12 protein-coding genes are annotated in these 19,417 nt (G+C 57.5%); 9 read left to right on the forward strand and 3 right to left on the reverse strand.

Translation table 11 applies throughout. From position 1 onward, the window contains the following. Nucleotides 1-133: 133 nt before the first annotated feature. The gene (mprF, locus tag RHM55_RS06605) at nucleotides 134-2,776 is read left to right on the forward strand and encodes a bifunctional lysylphosphatidylglycerol flippase/synthetase MprF (RefSeq protein WP_322180402.1); all 2,643 of its coding nucleotides are present in this window, start codon (nucleotides 134-136) and stop codon (nucleotides 2,774-2,776) included. Next, complete coding sequence (locus RHM55_RS06610; protein ID WP_322180404.1) at nucleotides 2,776-4,065, forward strand: virulence factor family protein; 1,290 nt, start codon at nucleotides 2,776-2,778, stop codon at nucleotides 4,063-4,065. The genes mprF and RHM55_RS06610 overlap by 1 nt, the downstream gene beginning before the upstream one ends. Before the next feature lie 91 nt (nucleotides 4,066-4,156). Here the strand turns inward: RHM55_RS06610 and RHM55_RS06615 are convergent, their stop codons facing one another. Beyond that, nucleotides 4,157-6,055 (reverse strand): potassium transporter Kup, encoded by a 1,899-nt coding sequence (locus RHM55_RS06615; RefSeq protein WP_322180406.1) that lies wholly within the window; start codon nucleotides 6,053-6,055, stop codon nucleotides 4,157-4,159. A gap of 269 nt (nucleotides 6,056-6,324) precedes the next feature. Between RHM55_RS06615 and rimO the strand changes: the two genes are divergently transcribed. The 5 genes from rimO (at nucleotide 6,325) to RHM55_RS06640 (ending at nucleotide 14,550) form a co-directional block, all read left to right on the forward strand. Continuing rightward, nucleotides 6,325-7,662, forward strand: a complete 1,338-nt coding sequence (gene rimO, locus RHM55_RS06620; RefSeq protein ID WP_322180408.1) for a 30S ribosomal protein S12 methylthiotransferase RimO — start codon at nucleotides 6,325-6,327, stop codon at nucleotides 7,660-7,662. 158 nt (nucleotides 7,663-7,820) lie between these two features. Beyond that, nucleotides 7,821-8,693, forward strand: coding sequence for a DUF4123 domain-containing protein (locus RHM55_RS06625; protein WP_322180410.1), 873 nt, complete (start codon nucleotides 7,821-7,823; stop codon nucleotides 8,691-8,693). Further along, a complete protein-coding gene (locus RHM55_RS06630; RefSeq protein ID WP_322180412.1) occupies nucleotides 8,690-12,226 on the forward strand; it encodes a toxin VasX in 3,537 nt (1,178 codons plus the stop codon). The genes RHM55_RS06625 and RHM55_RS06630 overlap by 4 nt, the downstream gene beginning before the upstream one ends. A gap of 1 nt (nucleotide 12,227) precedes the next feature. Further along, the gene (locus RHM55_RS06635; RefSeq protein ID WP_322177723.1) at nucleotides 12,228-13,421 is read left to right on the forward strand and encodes a hypothetical protein; all 1,194 of its coding nucleotides are present in this window, start codon (nucleotides 12,228-12,230) and stop codon (nucleotides 13,419-13,421) included. 337 nt (nucleotides 13,422-13,758) lie between these two features. Continuing rightward, complete coding sequence (locus RHM55_RS06640) at nucleotides 13,759-14,550, forward strand: hypothetical protein (protein ID WP_322180414.1); 792 nt, start codon at nucleotides 13,759-13,761, stop codon at nucleotides 14,548-14,550. A 36-nt stretch (nucleotides 14,551-14,586) separates the two neighbouring features. Here RHM55_RS06640 and RHM55_RS06645 read toward each other — a convergent pair whose 3' ends face one another. Further along, nucleotides 14,587-16,659, reverse strand: a complete 2,073-nt coding sequence (locus tag RHM55_RS06645; RefSeq protein WP_322180416.1) for a type VI secretion system Vgr family protein — start codon at nucleotides 16,657-16,659, stop codon at nucleotides 14,587-14,589. A 299-nt stretch (nucleotides 16,660-16,958) separates the two neighbouring features. On the opposite strand from RHM55_RS06645, the gene RHM55_RS06650 reads away from it, so the two are divergent. After that, nucleotides 16,959-17,414 carry an acetyltransferase gene (locus RHM55_RS06650; RefSeq protein ID WP_322180418.1) on the forward strand — a complete coding sequence of 152 codons (456 nt, stop codon included), beginning with the start codon at nucleotides 16,959-16,961 and terminating at the stop codon, nucleotides 17,412-17,414. Nucleotides 17,415-17,442: 28 nt separating this feature from the next. Here the strand turns inward: RHM55_RS06650 and RHM55_RS06655 are convergent, their stop codons facing one another. After that, on the reverse strand, nucleotides 17,443-18,438 hold the full coding sequence (locus RHM55_RS06655; protein ID WP_322180420.1) for an alpha/beta hydrolase: 996 nt from the start codon (nucleotides 18,436-18,438) through the stop codon (nucleotides 17,443-17,445). A gap of 194 nt (nucleotides 18,439-18,632) precedes the next feature. Between RHM55_RS06655 and RHM55_RS06660 the strand changes: the two genes are divergently transcribed. Beyond that, nucleotides 18,633-19,343 (forward strand): rRNA pseudouridine synthase, encoded by a 711-nt coding sequence (locus tag RHM55_RS06660; protein WP_322180422.1) that lies wholly within the window; start codon nucleotides 18,633-18,635, stop codon nucleotides 19,341-19,343. Nucleotides 19,344-19,417: the final 74 nt, after the last annotated feature.

The raw sequence follows: 19,417 nt of genomic DNA on the forward strand, positions 1-19,417 counted from the left end.
GCCGGCTGAAACGAATCCGCTACATTCGCCCTGTAGACTGTGACACGCTAATATCTCGAAATATTTTCTGCGTAGGGATTGGTAACTTGTCTGTATACCTCCATCCTGTCGCGCACGATCCAAGGAGTGATTGATGCGCGCCAATTCGTCCGATTCCAATGAACCTGTCACCGCCACTCAACCGATTGCGCCGACTCGTTTGCACTGGTTGGAACTGCTGAGCAAATATCGCCAACCCTTGGGCCTTGCGGTAACGTTGCTCCTGTTCTCTATTGCACTGATCGCCTGTCGTCATCTGTTGAGTGAGCTGGACCTCTACGCCCTGCACGATTCGCTGCTGAGCGTTCCGCTGCCCGCATTAGCCGGCGCCTTGGTCGCGACTGTCGTTGGCTTTGTGGTACTACTGGGCTATGAGTGGTCGGCCAGTCGTTACGCCAATGTTCAACTCCCTGCTCGTACGCTGGTCCTCGGCGGCTTTACCGCGTTTGCGATTGGTAACGCAGTAGGGCTGTCGCTGCTGTCTGGCGGGTCGGTTCGTTACCGGCTTTACGCTCGCCATGGTCTGGGCGCTGTAGAAGTCGCGCGCATGACCTTATTTGCCAGCCTTTCATTGGGCTGCGCCCTGCCCCCGCTTGCCGCCTTGGCGACCTTGAGCAATCTGCCGGCTGCTTCCGTTGCCCTGCATTTGCACACGTCAGTGCTTGCGTCGGTGGCCGTGACAATTCTCGCACTCAGTGCATTGTTAGCGGTGGGCATCTACCGCCGCCGTCTGCCCGAACAACCGATCCCGCATAACCTGCTGGTCCGTGCGGGGCGTCGCGCTCTTCGTCTGCCCGGCCTGAACCTGACGTTGATGCAATTGGTTATCACTGCGCTGGACGTAGGCGCTGCAGCCATCGTGCTCTATTTGCTATTGCCCGACGCCCCCCCCTTTGGTGCCTTCTTGCTGGTTTACCTGCTTGCTCTGGCTGCAGGCGTGCTCAGCCATGTGCCAGGTGGTGTAGGCGTGTTCGAGGCGATTTTACTCGCCGCCTTTGCCGACCAACTGGGCGCTGCACCCTTGGCAGCCGCCTTGCTGCTTTATCGCCTGATTTATGTGGTCCTGCCGTTATTGCTGGCGTGCGTGGCATTGCTGGTCACCGAAGCCCAACGCGTTTTGCCGACCCGCAAAGCTATACGCGTTGCTTCGGGTCTGGCTGCGCCGATCCTGGCGTTGCTGGTGTTTCTGTCGGGTGTGGTCCTGTTGTTTTCCGGTGCCACGCCTGAAATCGATACGCGCTTGAAACACGTTGGCTTTTTAATCCCACATCGCCTGATTGATGCCTCGCACTTCGGCGCCAGTTTGATTGGCGTATTGTGCTTGTTGCTGGCCCAAGGTCTGCGCCGGCGTCTATCGGCGGCGTGGATGCTGACGACGGTGTTACTCGTGGTCGGCGCAGTGCTGTCTCTGCTCAAGGGCTTCGACTGGGAAGAGGCCAGTCTGCTGACCCTGACCGCCGGGCTGCTGGGGATCTTCCGGCATTCGTTCTATCGGCCCAGCCGCTTGCTTGAGTTGCCATTCTCGCCGCTGTATCTGGTGGCCAGCACGTGCGTGCTGGGAGCGTCGATCTGGTTGCTCTTGTTCGCCTATCAGGACGTACCGTACAACCATCAGCTCTGGTGGCAATTCACCCTCAACTCCGATGCCCCGCGGGCCTTGCGTTCAGCCTTGGGCAGCGCGGTATTGCTGGTGATCGTTTCACTGACCTGGCTATTGCGTACCGCACGTCCGGTCATTACCTTGCCCAATGCCGAAGAACTGGGCAAAGCCGCCGAGATCGTGAATGCTTCCGATCAGCCCGATGGCGGCCTTGTACTGACCGGTGACAAAGCAATACTGCTACACCCTAGTGGCAAGGCCTTCTTGATGTACGCACGTCGTGGCCGAAGCCTGGTGGCCTTGTATGACCCGATTGGCCCAACACAGCAACGCGCAGAGCTGATCTGGCAATTCCGCGACCTGTGTGACATCCATCATGCTCGCCCGGTGTTCTACCAGGTGCGCGCGGAGAATCTGCCGTTCTACATGGACATCGGCTTGACTGCGATCAAACTGGGCGAAGAAGCACGGGTCGACCTGAAGCGCTTTGACATCGACGCCAAAGGCAAGGAAATGAAAGACCTGCGCTATACCTGGAACCGCGGTGGGCGGGATGGCCTGTCGCTGGAGATCTATGAGGTTGGTCAGGCGCCGCTGGACGAACTGAAGGTGATTTCAGATGCTTGGCTTACCGGTAAAAATGTCCGAGAGAAAGGCTTCTCCCTGGGCCGCTTCAGCCCGCAATACTTGCAACATTTCCGCATAGCGATCATCCATTTCGAAGGCAAGCCTGTAGCGTTCGCCAACCTGCTGGAAACATCTCGACATGAACTGGCCAGCCTGGATTTGATGCGCTCTCACCCCGACGCACCCAAACTGACCATGGAATTCATGATGATCGGCTTGATTCTGCACTATAAAGAGCACGGTTATGGACGCTTCAGCCTGGGCATGGTGCCACTTTCCGGCCTGCAGCCGCGACGCGGCGCACCCTTGACTCAGCGTCTCGGTTCTATGGTATTCCGCCGTGGCGAGCAACTGTATAACTTCCAAGGCTTGCGCCGCTTCAAAGACAAGTTCCAGCCTGACTGGGAACCCCGTTATATGGCCGTGCCCGCCGGACTTGATCCGCTCGTGGCGCTGGCTGACACTGCCGCCCTGATTGCAGGCGGCCTGACCGGATTGGTGAAACGCTGATGATTCAACGCTACTGGCGATTTTTGCTCGCAGCCCTGATTGTTCTAGCACTGGTACTTGGCTTTTGGTTGTGGAATCGCCCTGAGCCTGAAGCAAGTCTCGAACACCTGACACTCGAGAATGGGGCAGCCCTGACCCGGGTCTTGCCCGGCACTAGCGCTAACGCTTACGTTGCCTTGGCCGTCCTGGCGGATGAAGGCCTGACGGACAAGCAACTGCTGGCACTGAGTCAGGACGCCGACGCCGAAATCGTGCAGGTAACCCTGCCCAAGGACAACTGCGCCCTACAGCAGCAAACCCTCAACGCAGGCATAGAAAAGCTCAACGACGCACCCACACTGGTCGCGGGTATCGGCCCAGGCGCAACCCTGGCCTGGCGCTGGCTGGCGGGACAAACCAACGACAAGGCTCAAGCGATCTCGGTAGGCTTCTCTCTTGAGCCACCTGGCTGCAATGACGCGCTGCCAAAAACCGCCGCACATGGACACTGGCTGGTTGCCTGGAACGACGGCCCGGATGATGCCGCTGCAACCTTCGTTCGTGATCAACCTAATGCCGAGAACAGCATCAGCGACTACGACATCCACCTGCCACAGGTACTCAACAGTCAACTTCGCCACCAATTGGTCGCCGATGACAATGACGGCGGCCTGAACATTCCCGTGGTGGAGGTGCCCGCCGGACAGACGACTGACACCGTGACATTGTTCCTTTCTGGGGACGGTGGCTGGCGCGACCTGGACCGTGACGTGGCAGGTGAAATGGCCAAAATCGGCTACCCGGTAGTCGGTATCGACACCTTGCGTTACTACTGGCAGCACAAGTCTCCCGAGCAAAGTGCTCTGGACCTCGCCGAATTGATGGCGCACTACCGGCAGAAATGGGGCACCAAGCGCTTCGTGCTGACCGGCTATTCGTTCGGTGCCGATGTGCTGCCGGCGATCTATAACCGCTTGGCCCCTGATGAGCAAAAGCGCGTCGACGCTATCATCTTGCTGGCATTCGCGCGCAGCGGCAGCTTCGAGATCATGGTCGAGGGTTGGCTGGGGACCGCAGGCAAAGAGGCACCCACGGGGCCCGAGATGGCTAAGCTACCCGCTGATAAAGTGCTGTGCGTTTATGGTGCTGAAGAGGATGCCGAGAGCGGTTGCACCGAAACTACCGCCGTTGGCGAAAAGCTCAAGTTGCCGGGCGGGCACCACTTCGATGAAAACTACCCGGCCTTGGCCAGGCGCATGATCGATGCCATTGAGAAGCGCCAAGGGAAAACCTCAGCCAAACAAGGCTGACCCACACTGCCTTCGCGCCACACCAACAAAAAGTCCCCGCAGCTTTGCAGCTCGGGGACTTTTTTTGTTTCTGCACCTTACATGTCTACCCTTACATCTCTACCTGGGTGCCCAACTCAATCACCCTGTTGAACGGTAGATTGAAGAAGCGCAGATTACTGTTGGCATTCTTGAGCATGAAAGAGAACAGCCCTTCGCGCCAACGCGCCATACCTTCCAGCTTGGAAGCGATGACTGTTTCACGGCTGAGGAAGTACGTGGTGCGCATCGGGCTGAAGTCCAGCTCATCCAGATGGCACAGCTTCAGCGCAGCTGGCACATCCGGTTCGTCGATGAAACCAAAATGCAGGATCACCCGGAAGAACCCCTCTCCGTAAGCTTCGACCTCAAAGCGCCGGCTCGCGGGAACGCGTGGTGAGTCCTCGTAAACTACCGTCAGCAACACCACTTGCTCGTGCAACACCTGGTTGTGCAGCAGGTTATGCAACAGAGCATGCGGCACCGCATCGGCGCGCGCAGTGAGAAATACTGCCGTACCCTGCACGCGATGCGGCGGTTGTACACGAATACTGCTGATAAAGATCGGCAGCGGCAGCCCCCCCTCATCGATCCGATCCACCAGCAACTGTTTACCGCGCTTCCAGGTGGTCATCATGATGAACAAAGCAATCCCCGCCAAAACCGGGAATGCACCGCCCTGCACTATCTTCGGCACGTTAGCCGCAAAGAACAGCCCGTCGACCAGCAAGAAGCAAAGCAGTACCGGTACGGCCAACAACGGCGGCCATTTCCACAGTAGCAACACCACCGCAGCCACCAGTATCGTGGTAATCAGCATCGTCCCGGTCACGGCAACCCCGTAAGCGGAGGCCAGCGCACTGGAAGATTCGAAACCCAGCACTAGCAAGATCACACCCACCATCAGCGACCAGTTCACCGCGCCGATATAAATCTGCCCCTGGGCAGAGCTGGAGGTGTGCTGAATGTGCATGCGCGGGATGTAACCCAACTGGATCGCCTGCAACGTCATGGAGAAAGCCCCGGAAATTACCGCTTGCGAAGCGATCACCGTGGCCAGGGTTGACAGAACGACCAGCGGAATCAGCGCCCAACTGGGTGCCAGCAGATAGAACGGGTTACGCGCGGCTTCAGGATTGTCGAGCAGTAGCGCGCCTTGACCAAAATAGTTCAGCACCAGCGCCGGCAGCACCAGAATGAACCAGGCGCGGGCGATTGGCTTGCGACCGAAATGGCCCATATCGGCATAAAGCGCTTCGGCACCAGTCAGTGACAACACCACAGCACCGAGAATTGTCACGCCGATGCCCGGATGGACGACAAAGAAGCGCACGCCCCACGCAGGGTTCAGTGCGTTGAGCACCTCGGGATGCTGCATGATCCCGTTGATCCCCAACGCAGCCAGTACCAGAAACCAGATGACCATCACCGGACCGAACAGAATGCCAATCCGCGCGGTACCGTGCCGCTGAATCAGAAACAGCCCTACCAGCACGATCAGCGACAGGGGCACGACCCAATGTTCGACACCCTTGAACGCCAGCTCCAGGCCTTCCACCGCCGAGAGCACGGAGATGGCCGGGGTGATCATGCTGTCGCCATAAAATAGCGCCGCACCAAACAGACCGAAGACCACCAACGCACCGCGCAATCTGGGGTACGGCGAGGAGGCCCGCCGCGCCAGCGCGGTCAATGCCATGATCCCACCCTCGCCCTGATTGTCGGCCCGCAAGATGAACAGCACGTATTTAAGCGAAACAACCCAAATCAGCGACCAGAAGATCAGCGCCAGAATGCCGAGCACCCCGTCGTGGTCGACCTTTACCCCATACCCCCCAGAGAACACAGTTTGGAGGGTATACAGCGGACTGGTGCCAATATCGCCGTAAACCACACCGACAGCTGCGATCAGCAGGCCCAAAGGCTTTGCCGGATGGCGCTCTGCATCTGCCTGACTAATTGCCTGACCCATTAACCACTCCCACAACCATGACCTGGACTCCAAAAGCACGACACTGCGCCAGAGTGAGCCCCGTTTTAACAGATACCGATTAACACCATTGATGCGATTGAGCGTAACGCCGCGAAGCATAGCGCAGCACTCGTCGTAATTCTCTGCATAAAGCTGGTCAATCTACGGTCCCGCCGCTAGAATTGCGCACTTTTTGATCAGCGGCGTACCAAACGCCCAGTCGGCACCCCAGCCATTTGCCCGGGCGCCACCCAATACCGAGGTTCGCTATGTCCACCGTCACCACGCCGTCTGCCCCAAAGGTTGGCTTCGTTTCCCTGGGTTGCCCCAAAGCTCTGGTCGATTCTGAGCGCATCCTCACCCAACTGCGCATGGAAGGCTATGAAATCGTGGCTACTTACCAGGACGCCGACGTCGTGGTGGTCAACACCTGCGGCTTTATCGACACTGCCAAGGCCGAATCCCTGGAAGTGATCGGTGAAGCCCTCGCTGAAAACGGCAAGGTTATCGTTACCGGCTGCATGGGCGTAGAAGAAAGCGCGATCCGCCTGGTTCACCCTAGCGTGCTGGCCGTTACCGGCCCGCAACAGTATGAACAAGTGGTCAACGCCGTTCATGACGCCGTGCCGCCAAACCTCGATCACAACCCGCTGATCGATCTGGTGCCACCTCAAGGCATCAAGCTGACGCCTCGCCACTATGCCTACCTGAAGATTTCCGAAGGCTGCAACCACAGCTGCAGCTTCTGCATCATCCCGTCGATGCGCGGCAAGTTGGTCAGCCGTCCGGTCGGCGATGTGCTCGACGAAGCTCAGCGTCTGGTCAAGGCCGGGGTCAAAGAACTGTTGGTGATCTCCCAGGACACCAGCGCTTATGGCGTCGACATCAAATACCGCACCGGTTTCTGGAACGGACAGCCGGTCAAGACACGCATGACCGAGTTGTGCGAAGCCCTCAGCACCCTCGGGGTCTGGGTCCGCCTGCACTACGTCTACCCGTACCCGCACGTTGATGAATTGATTCCGCTGATGGCCGCCGGGAAAATCCTGCCGTACCTGGATATCCCCTTCCAGCACGCCAGCCCGAAAATCCTCAAGGCGATGAAACGCCCAGCCTTCGAAGACAAGACCCTGGCGCGAATCAAGAACTGGCGCGAAATCTGCCCGGATCTGATCATTCGTTCGACCTTCATCGTCGGCTTCCCTGGTGAAACCGAAGAAGACTTCCAATACCTGCTCGAATGGCTGACCGAAGCCCAACTCGACCGAGTGGGTTGCTTCCAGTACTCCCCGGTCGAAGGCGCACCGGCCAACGCCCTGGGCGATCACGTCCCGGACGAGATCAAACAGGACCGTTGGGACCGCTTCATGGCTCACCAGCAAGCCATCAGCGCAGCCCGCTTGCAATTGAAAGTCGGCAAAGAGATTGAAGTGCTGATTGATGAAATCGACGAAAACGGTGGCGCCGTAGGTCGTTGCTTCTTCGACGCCCCTGAAATCGACGGCAACGTCTTTATCGACAGTGACCAGGACCTCAAGCCGGGTGACAAGGTCTTGTGCCGAGTAACAGACGCTGACGAATACGACCTGTGGGCTGAAACGGTTTAAATCAGCCTGTCGCTCGAAAAAAGCCCTGCCCTTCAACTGGCAGGGCTTTTTTGCAACTTAGGGAAAAGTCTTACCTCCTCCCACGCCCTCCGCCGACATAACCCGCGCTCTATTCCCGTCATAGTCGTCGCTTTCGAGAAACGCGAAGGATTGTGCGAATGGGATCGGCCACTGCTAAACGGATCGCACTGCCAGAAGATTTCCCCTGGCAACAAAGCGTCGGCCTGCTGCTTGATGCGGTACAGGTCGAGAAGCTTTTGCCGCGTCTATTCGAGTGGGCCGAGACTCCAAGGGTAGACGTACTTTATCTCACCACTCGGCTTGCCGAGTTTAGAGACCTATCCCCTTGTCTTGTCCGCCTGAAAGGTGCGGGCGACCCTGCACTGGCGCAGTTCCTGGAAAATGTCGATCAGCTGTGGGGCTTCCTGCTCGTCAGCGATGAGCCTTGGGAGCAAGTGGTTGCGCATCTGCGCTGGTTGACCGTCATTGAGCATCCGTCCGGGCAAGAAATGCTGCTGCGCATGGCCTACCCGCCGGTGGCAGATGCCCTGTTTGGAACGGAATATCCAGACTCCATGCTGTTCGGTCCCTGCCAGCATATCTTCACCGCAGACCTTGCGCGTAGCGGCTGGCATCGCTACATCCGCCCCGGCGAAATGCCGCCCCCGAAACACGATGCGCCCTACCGGTTTAACGAAAAGCAATGGGACAGTCTCGACGACGCCAGCTTTCGCAAACGGGTGACCGAACTCTCCCGGCACATGAAGCACTACTTCCCTGACTACCAGGCTGAGTTAACGGATCAGCAGTATCGGGAGCATCTGCAGGCGTTGGCGCGCCGTGCTGTCGAGCACGGTTTTGACTGTGAAAAAGAACTGTACCTGTACGCCAATGCCCATGGCTTTGTGGACGAACAAGGGCTACGGAAAGACCCCGACATCGTCAGCCTTTTAGACCCTAAATCCAGTTTACCCAAGGCCCAGCGCATCGAACGCATTGCTGATCTGGCCCAGAAAAGGTGCCTGCCATGACCGATTTCATGACCCCTCGCGGTCATCTGGCCAATCTGGTCGCCCAATCCAAAAGCGCCACGCCCTTCGGCGAAGTCGGGGTTTGCCCACTCATGCAAACAACCATTCACCTGCTGCCGGTACGTTACGGCCTGGTTGAAGACGGTCTCGATCCGAGCGCTGATCTGGCGATGCCTTACACGCTGCAAAGCCGCCCCTTGGGTCTACGCATGTTGCGTGACGGTTATCTGTACGTGATCGACAGCGCCACCGGCCTGAACGAGTACAGCATCAAGCAGGGGTCATTGGAACACTGGCTGTTCGACGGCAAGGAGGTCAAAGAGGATCACCGGACCCTCGCCCTGGGCGATCCTCCCGAAATGATCTTCTCCAAGAGCAGCGTCCTGCATGTCGCCTACTCGGAGGTGCAGTGGACCGTCGCCAAGTGCCGGCAGGTGCTCGATAGCGCCACCGAGCGCGAGCACTTCATGCAGTGCATCGACCTTGCGCCGGTCAACAGCGAACACATCGTCGCGCCGCTGCTGCATGAGCGGCACGCGAAGAAATGGCTGGCCGAGGTGGTGCAGGATCACGATGCCCCTCATCAAGGCCTTACCCCGGAAGAAAACATTCCGTATCTGTGGGAACACCCACCGCTGTTTCGTCAGACCTTGATCGAGGAGCTGACCAGCCAGGTCAGCGATGATCACAAAAGCGACTTCCTGTTCCTCGCCGTGCGCGACGATATCGGCGTGATGCGCGACCTGGCGAACTATCAGGACAAGGTGGTGGGCTGGATCGATGACTGGGCCCGCAGCGGTCAGGAAGCGGGCCACACGGAGCGTGATTACTTGCTGGGCTGCTACATCGAATCGCTGAGCCAGATCAGTGCCGCCCACCTCAGCAAGATGGCCGAGAGCACCGATGACCCTGCGCTCAAGGCGTTATTGCTTGATCTGCAAACGCTGCCCGAACCCCAGCGTGGGGAGACACGGCAGGCATTGCTAGAGGTGCTGAGTCTTGATCCTGTTGCCAATCCGCTGCCAGACGCTTCCGATTCGGATCTGCCAGCCGACCTCAAGGCACAGCTAAAAAACATCCAGGCCAGACCTGCGCGAACTTATGGCTACATGGTCAACGAACTGAAAAAAACCGTCGAGCTGTATTACCTCAAGCAAAATCTCGCCACCGCCGACCCCGACTTTGTCGCCACCCACTGGCAAACCCTGGTCAAACTGCACCGAGAACAAGATAAGCGGCTAAGAGACCTGCTGTACGGCGCCCGCTGGGGCCAGCGCGGAATCAACGACCTGATCGACCGTCCGCGCATGGACGCTTTTCTTAAGGCGCAACGCCCCAAGCTCGCGCATTGGAACACCCTGCTTGATCGCATCATCCACGACCGACTGGAGATGCTCACCCTCAACCGTTTCCACCGCGCCGCCTGGTATTACGACGCCAACGATCTGGAGCAGATCGATCACGCCTTGCTCACCCAATACGACTGCTTGAAAGACCTGTGCCGCAGTGACACTGCCTACGACACCATTGTTGCCTGGCTGAACCGCAACCCGCAGCAGAGCCGCGCACTGTTTTTTACCTTGCCGCTGAGCGTACAGACCGAACTGGCCGCGCAATTCGCCTTGTTCACCAATGCGGGCTGGGGACTGCTTAAAAGCGCGCCGGAGTGGATCGAGAAGCTGAAAACGCTGTTTGCCGGCCACCTGCCGGACATCGAGACCCTGCCCCACCCCACGCAAGTCAATGCCACCGCCGCCTGGGGCACCCTCGCCCCCGCCGTGCAGTGGGGCGTGCAACAAGGGCTGCACGACTTCATGCAGGCCTTGGACAAAGGCCAGATGCCGGACATCGAGGCACTGTTTCGCTACCTGCCCAAGACCTTCGGGGTTTCGCTGCTCGACGCGGCCCGGCGCGAGAAGGTCAGTTTTCAAATAGCAGATGCCGATGACCTGAAAGCCTTGGGTGAGACGGTCAAGGAGGTGCAGGCGAAACGTAGATACCTGCGTTCCCTGAACAACAATGCCCGTCGCTATCGTGCGGAAAAAGATCACTGGCTGGCTCAAGAGTTGGAAAGCCAGCGGCCCGAGACTCAACAGAAACTTAACGTCCTGGAAGAACGACTGGCCCGGATGCTGAGCCCGATTCGTGAACTGCCAGAGGGCGCGGTGCACCTGCAAACAGCGACGGCCGGCACGCCGGGGTTGGCCTTGGTGTTTCCTCCCGAGCAGCAGGCGCAGGTGCGCTCGTTGCTGGATAACTATCGACAAGGAGTGAGGGCTGCGCCTACAGCGGGACTATTAGGGGATGGGGCTGGGCTGTTGGTGTTTGCGGCGCAGTTGGTGAATTTTGTGCAGGTGATCAGGGAGGTCAGAGCCCAACCGGGTCAGGAAAAAGACCTTGGTCCATTGTGGAGTCCTCTTTTCACTACAGTCGCAGCAGGCTTTGGGGCCGCGCAAGGGATTGCCGATACAGCGCTCGGTGCTCAAGCCGCTCAATTGGGTAAAAACCTAAAAGCGGCTGAGTTGAAGAGTATTCATGTGCAGATGGGCAAATTACACGTTGGGCTCGGACTTGTTGGATATACGGCCGGAATTGCCGCAGCCGCGATAAGTCTGAATAGCGCCCATAACAACTGGCTTAACGCCGCACGCGAGGGTAATAGCGCAGCACAAGCGGGCGCCACGCTGAGCATGGTGGGCAATAGCGGCTTTATATTGAGCAACGCCTACGGTCTTGTTGAAACAACGATAGCTGCCAGGAATGTCCTGTCCGTCGCATTTCAAACCGAAGCCCGCCTGGCAGCTTGGGCCGCAGCAGGCACACGTCTGTCCACGATATTTTTCCGCGTCAATATGGCCGGGATTCTGTTCACAGCTCTGGAGCTGTCAGGCACTTGGTTTTACAACCGCTATAACCTCAGCCGCCATGATCAATGGCTGCAGACTACTCCCTGGAGCAGAGATACGGATCGACGTTTGTCGCTGCCGCTAAGCGAGTACCAAAAAAATCTGCACGTTCAGGTCAAGGCCCCAAAAATCGAAGTATGGCCCGAGCAATCCGATAATCAGAGCACCCCATCGACGACCCGGATAGTGCTGCACCTGCCCACCACCTCCAGCGCCGATTTGATGAAGCCTTTTGGCAACAGCAAAGCCAAAACCGTGCTCCGGATAGGCGGCTATGAAGTCCGCACTCACACTACGCGAGTCAACCCGGTAGAGCGCTGGACTGTCGCGACTGACGCATTGATCCAAAAACTTCGGATCAAACAAGCGACACCCTTGGTTCTGGAGCTTGAGGCACCCACTCGCGAGTATCGCCCAACCGCCACCGAACGCGACGAGTTGGTGGTCACCGTTGAGCTCGGAGACTTTAGCCCCGAGGATGGCGCTTACTTACTCAACGTTTATCAATTCCGCGTACCTCTCGACGGCCAAGGCGGTGAGATCGCTGATAAGAACCTTGAACCTCAAGGGGAGAAATGCACTTTTTACCTGATTGATCCCCTCCAACTGCCGCAGGAAGATGACTGATATGGCTAAACCCTCCATTAAAGGGCCTCCGCCGATCAGCCGTGAACCGTATGCAGGGATGATTGAGTCTTTCCCCAGTGGCCAAGTCATTTATTTAGCCCCGGTTCCATTGCCCACTGACAGCCCGGCTCAGGACTATGGCAATGCTGTAGGTGAAGTCAATAACACCTATATGGACTTCGGCTTAGGGTTGCCAGCAGTATTTAGTTGGCAAGCAGGGCTAGGCGGTCCCACGAGCTTTTTTTTTATGACCGCTTTTTTAATGCCATTATTTGTTGGCTTGATCGTTCTGGGACTTGGCGGCGATCTAGAGGAGGCAATCGGCTTCATAACAGGCATGTTTCCTTCTGGCCTGGAATACGGTTCTATTGGCGCTGGGCTAATGTTTGGGTTGTTCATAGTCATCGCCCTCAACCACCTCGCCAAATACGAAACTCTCGTCCCCACCCGCTTCAACCGCCAGCGCCGTGAAGTCTGTTTCGTTCCCGCCGGTCAAACCGAACCGATCTTCGTCCCCTGGGAATCACTCTCCGCGTGGGTCGTCCAGGCCCGAGGTGTTACCCAATATGGCCTGAACATCCAGTACGCCATGGGCCTCGGTTTTTACCACCCACCTCACGATCAGCAATACACCCTGGAATTTCACTGCGCCGGTTTTGAGTTGGCCATCTGCAACTGGGAAGCCATTCGCGCGTACATGGAATACGAAGTTCACACCCTCAAGGAAATCCAGGACCCGCTCGACCTGCAAGGCCCCGACGATCCGCCGCATGAGGGGCTGCACACGTTCTACAACGCTCGCGAACGCATGCGCCGTCGGCGTAAAGCCGGGGAAGTGGGCTGGGGTTATCCGTTCTGGTGGTACCTGTACCACGTCATGACCCTCTGGACCCTGCCCAACCACCTCACTGAATGGGAAATCCGCCGCATCAAAAGCATGGGCCGCGCCGCCGTGCCCGAGGCGATGCAGGTGTGGTCCGCTCCGCTGCCGGAAGCTGAGTGGGCCAAACCCAGCGAGAAGTTGCAGCGCATGAGCAAAATGGTCAAAGACCTGCGCCAGCAAGAGCCGCAGGTCTCGTTGATCCAACACTTCGTTGAAGTGCAGATTGCTGAAGCGAAACGAGAGAATCAAGAAGAGGACCGCGATGACGCCCTGATTGATCACCTCCACCTGCCGCAGGAGGAGGACGACTGATATGGCTAAACCGCTCCTTAACGCGCCTCCATCAATCAGTCGTGAACCGTATGCTGGGATGATCGAAAACTTCCCCAGCGGCCAGGTTATTTATCTGGCCCCCGTTCCTTTGCCCACCGACAGGCCGGCTCAGGACTATGGCAATGCAGTGGGTTCGGTAAATGACACCTATATGGACTTTGGGCTGGGATTACCGACTGCATTTAGTTGGCAATTAATAGTGGGAGGTCCATTTTCATGCTTTGTTATGGTCGCTTTCTTGGCTCCGATGATCTTTGGTTTAATGGGATTATTCCTAGATGAGGATCTAAAAAGTTCTGTCGATTTTGCATTGGGTATGATCCCATCTGGCTTGCAAATCGGCGCGTGGGGCGGCGGCCTCGCTCTAGCCCTCGGCATCATCATCTCCCTCAACCACCTCGCCAAATACGAAACCCTGGTCCCCACCCGCTTCAACCGCCAGCGCCGTGAAGTCTGTTTCGTCCCCGCAGGCCAAACCGAACCGATCTTCGTCCCCTGGGAATCACTCTCCGCGTGGGTCGTCCAGGCCCGAGGTGTTACTCAATATGGCCTGAACATCCAATACGCCATGGGCCTCGGTTTTTACCACCCGCCTCACGATCAGCAGTACACCCTGGAGTTTCACTGCGCCGGTTTTGAGTTGGCCATCTGCAACTGGGAAGCCATTCGCGCGTACATGGAATACGAAGTTCACACCCTCAAGGAAATCCAGGACCCGCTCGACCTGCAAGGCCCCGACGATCCGCCGCATGAAGGGCTGCACACGTTCTACAACGCCCGCGAACGCATGCGCCGTCGGCGCAAGGCGGGCGAAGTCGGCTGGAGTTATCCGTTCTGGTGGTACCTGTACCACGTCATGACCCTCTGGACCTTGCCCAACCACCTCACCGAGTGGGAAATTCGCCGCATCAAAAGCATGGGCCGCGCCGCCGTGCCCGAGGCCATGCAGGCATGGTCAGCTCCGCTGCCGGAAGCAGAATGGGCCAAGCCCAGCGAGAAGCTGCAACGCATGAGCAAAATGGTCAAAGACCTGCGTCAAAAAGAGCCGCAGGTCTCGTTGATTCAGCACTTTGTTGAAGTACAGATCGCTGAAGCAAAACAGAAGTAAGGGCTAAAAATCAGCGGTGAAACGCCGCTTGTCACCTTAAACGCTCTTCGGGACCGGCGTGTTCATCTCGCACAACGGGCACGTCAGCTGTCCACTGAGGATTTTTTCGACTTGCCCCTGCGATGCAGCAACGCTGCCGGCAACCAGGGGCTGAACCTGCCCCGGCATCAATGGTATCGCCGCTATTCCCGGCACTGGCACCCCGCCCAACACGATCGGCACGCTGCTGAAAATCCCGGCAGGGCTGATGAGGATGTGTTGACCACCCGCTTTCAACGTAAGGCTGACGCCAGCATCAATGACGAGGTTAACGCCGGATTTGAGGTGCACCTCGAATCCGGCTTCTTTCACCAACACCTGACCCACACGGGTGTGGCTGCTGCCTGCCACCTGCAGGTGATCGCCCGCCAGCAACTGAACCTTGCGCTCGCCGGTGAGGGTCCGGTGTTCCTCACCGTTGAGTACCGAGGTGCTGTTGCCCTTGATGGTTTCCAGGCGCTGACCGCAAATTTCAGTCCGGCTGTCGTTCTGGATCAGCTGTTCCATGTCGCGCTGGGCACGCAGGTAGACCCGTTCCGCCCCGCTCTTGTCGTCAAAATGAACTTCGTTGAAACCGGTACTTGCACTGGAACTCCGGCTGCGAAAGATGCTTTTGGTCTTGTTTTCAGGCAGTCCGTACGCAACGGGGTTCAGGTTATTGGGCAAACAGCCGACGATAACCGGCCTGTCGGCGTCCCCTTCCAAGTAGGAAACCAGCACCTCCATGCCCACTCGGGGAATGGTGACGGCGCCATACCCATCGCCTGCCCAACTGGACGCAACCCGCACCCAGCAACTGGTTGTTTCATCGTCCTGTTCGCTGCGATCCCAGTGGAATTTGACTTTGACCCGACCGAATGTGTCGCAGTAGATTTCTTCATTCACAGGGCCGGTGACCCTGGCGGTCTGGATGCTGTGGATTCGCGGTTTCGGGTGCTCCAGCGCCGGACGGAACTGGACCGCTTCCGCAATGGCGGTGAAGGTGTTGCGGTACCCCTGAACGATGCGCCCGTCTTCAACCGGGCTGCTGTCGGCCAGCTCTTCGAGGACCTGCGGCTGTCTTGCTTCATGCTGTACAAAAACCAGCACCCAGTGGGTTTCAGGGGCGTAATCCTGAACCAGGTGCACGCGCGATCCACTGCGCAAAAGCGACGCATCACTCTCGCCATCCGCCAGGCGAAACCCGGTTTGATGGCGCTCAAGCGCACGCTTGGATAAAACGTCACCGCGCCTTTTTTCTTCGAAAATCCCGGGGTAGACGTAATCCTCCAGGTAGGGACCGTATTTGGGGACTTCGCCGCTCTCCCATTGCGCCTGGGTTCGCGTGGGGTTTTGCAGGCTCTGCAGCGGGATATGGGTCTGTTTGAAGTCATGGTCGCGCAGGGCGACATGGTTGGTTTGGGCCGTCAATCGCACGCCGAAGGCCTTGACCGCCGGACCTTCTGCCACCAGGCCGCTCCCCGGTTTGAACGGCAACACCTGCGGAGATTGCTGCGGGAATCGGGTTTCATCGTCGGCAAAGATCAGGCAATGACTGTCTGGCGTGTGCTCAAACCGATAGAAAATCCCCTCTTCTTCGCATAACCGGCTGAGAAAGTGCAGGTCCGACTCGTCGTACTGCACGCAGTAGTCGCGCGGCGCCACGCTCCCCGTGATGCGGTCGAACGATGCATCGGTGCCCTTCAGCATGCGATGCCCTTTCAGCACCTCAAGAATGATCTCCGGCACGGTCATTTTCTGGAACGAACGGCGATGGCTCGAATGTTCCAGAAAAGCCAGATAAGGCGCCAGCACCAGATGGTAATGGGTGAACGCCCCGCCTGTTTTGCCTTTGCGGATCGCATAAATATGACCGTGCAACCCCTGCCCTTGCGCCCCGAATCTCAGGTAGGCCGCTTTATGCAGCAAGCCGTCCAACGCGTGGGATGAGCGCCTGCTCACCAGTTCGATGTTGATTTCATAGGGTCGGCTCAGCGCCTCGGCCCCGTGAAAACTCAACACCTGCAAGTCAGTTTGCTGCTGCCCGTTGATGTCCAGAGAGAGCTTCGGGGTAAGGCCGGGATGAGACATGCGCGCATCTTCGTGTTGGAAGGGGCACGCAGTGTCATTGAAAACAGACTCAGCGAATGCCAGTCACACTGCAAGGAACACGTAAGACTCTTCCCGATATCGAGTGGGCTTGATCCGACACCGTCGAAACCTGTCAGGAAAACGTGGCAGACTCGACAATCAGAGCCCCTACAAAAAATCACCAACGAGCTGTTTTTTTTCTATTAGATTTAATCAACACAAGATCACACTTCAAAAAAATCGACATTAAAAAGCTGCCGAGTCACGGACCGACACTTTTGTCTAAGGAGACAGGTTGTATGCGCAGTCATTCGGTCATTCATACGCCACGACAAAGTGATTACCCGGAACTCGCCCGTATCTGGGAAGACTCGGTACGGGCCACCCATGATTTCCTGCCCAGCTCTTATATCTCGATGCTCAAGAGCATGGTGCTCAATCAGTATCTGGATGCGGTGATGCTGATTTGCAGCAAAGACACTCGGCAACGAATCACCGGTTTCGCCGGAATTGCCGCGGGCAAGGTCGAAATGCTGTTCATCGATCCTGAGCACCGCGGCCAAGGACTGGGCAAGTTGCTGCTCGCTCATGCTATTGAGCACTTCCACGCCGATCAACTGGACGTCAACGAGCAAAACCTTCAAGCGCTGGGGTTCTACCTCAAGCAGGGGTTTGAGGTAATCGGTCGTTCGGAGGTGGATGGCATGGGTCAGCCTTACCCGTTACTGCACATGCGACTGAGCAGGCCCCATTGAATGAAGCCTGCGCTGCATGCCCTGACGATCAGTCAAGCAAACTGTCAATCAGGGCCTTGTTGAAGTGCTCTGGGTCCTGGATTTGTGGCGCATGCCCCAGCGTGTCGAACTCAAACAGCGTTGCATGAGGAATGCGCTTGGCCACGGCCTTGCCTAGTTCGGGATAGTTACCCAATGTCTTGCGCAATGCTTCGGGGGCCAGGTCTTTGGCGATGGCGGTGTTGTCCTTTTGCCCGATCATTAACAGGGTGGGCATTTTCAGGCGTTCGAACGCGTAGAACACCGGCTGATTGAAAATCATCTCGTAGGTCTGTGCCGAGGCGCGGACCACCTCGTCACGCCCCTTGCCGTTGTACATGCCCGCTTGCATATCGACCCAATGATCGAACTCCGGGCGCCATTGGTTGGCGTAATAAGTCGCCTGCTGGTATTTGCGGATGCTGTCGGCATTGGTTTTCAAGTCGCGCGCATACCATTGCTCGAACGTGAGAGCAGGCACGCCTTTGGCTTTCCAGTCCTCAAGACCGATGGGGTTGACCAAGACCAGTTGGTCGACCTGTTGCGGGTACATCAATGCAAAACGGGTAGCCAACATACCGCCCATGGAATGCCCGAGCACAATGACGTGGTCTATGCCCAGATGGGTGAGCAGCGCGTTGGTGTTCTGCGCCAATTGCTCGAACGTATAGCGGTAATGTTCAGGTTTACTCGACCGACAGAAACCGATCTGATCAGGCGCAACTACCCGGTACCCCGCGTCGCTCAACGGTTTGATTGTCCCTCCCCAGGTCGCGCCACAAAAATTCTTGCCGTGCAGCAGCACAACGGTGCGCCCATTGGACGTATGGGACGGTTTGATGTCCATGTAGCCCATCTGTATCTGTTCACCCTGAGACTCAAAAGCAAAATTCTGTGCTGGATAGGGATACTCGAAACCTTGCAATTGCGGGCCGTAGGACGGCGTTTCAGCAGCGAACAACGGCAAGCTGACGCTCATTATCAATGCGGCAAGCCATTTGGACATAAACCAGACTCCAGGGAACACGCTTTAGCCAATCAGGACCAGGCGTCACCCCCGATGGGTTCCTGGATGGCCTTTCGCTAACGAAAAAGCACAGAACGACCACCTATCTTGAAGGCATTTTCAATGTGGCCGCGATTAACACTGCGTGCGCGGGTACAATAGCCGTCTTTCCCCTTAAGTAACGGCTCTTTGTCATGACAGACCCCATTCGCCTTTCCAAACGCCTTGTCGAGCTGGTCGGCTGCTCCCGCCGGGAGGCTGAACTGTTTATCGAAGGCGGTTGGGTCACGGTTGACGGTGAAGTCATTGAAGAGCCGCAGTTCAAAGTCGATAACCAGAAAATCGAGCTCGACCCCGAGGCAAAAGCAACTGCGCCGGAATCAGTGACCATTCTCTTGCATCAGCCGGCGAACTTAGACGCCGAAAGCGCGCTGCAACTGATCACCCCCGGCACCTTGTCCGAAGAGCATCGGTACGGTAAGCGCCCCCTCAAAGGGCACTTCATGCGCCTGTCGCCCATTTCGACCCTGCAAGCCAACGCCAGCGGGTTGATGGTCTTCAGCCAGGACTGGAAAATACTGCGCAAGTTGACCGACGATCGCAGCAAGATCGAACAGGAATACGTAGTCGAGATCGAAGGGACCATGGCAGCCCATGGTCTCAATCGCCTCAACCACGGCCTGACTTACAAGGGCAAGGAACTGCCGGCAGTAAAAGCCAGCTGGCAGAACGAAAACCGCCTGCGCTTCGCCATGAAGAACCCCCAGCCCGGCGTCATTGCCCAACTGTGTGAAAGCGTCGGCCTCAAGGTCGTGTCCCTTCGACGCATCCGCATCGGCGGTGTGTCCATGGGCAAGCTGCCAGAAGGCCAATGGCGTTACCTGTCCGGCAAGGAAAAATTCTAAGCCGGCGCGCCCCACATTTCAGCGTCGCACAGGCTTCCCGTGCGACGTTCACATCAGACTTATCAGGACCGTAA

Origin of the sequence: Pseudomonas sp. MH9.2 (assembly GCF_034353875.1) — a bacterium.
Classification (GTDB): domain Bacteria; phylum Pseudomonadota; class Gammaproteobacteria; order Pseudomonadales; family Pseudomonadaceae; genus Aquipseudomonas.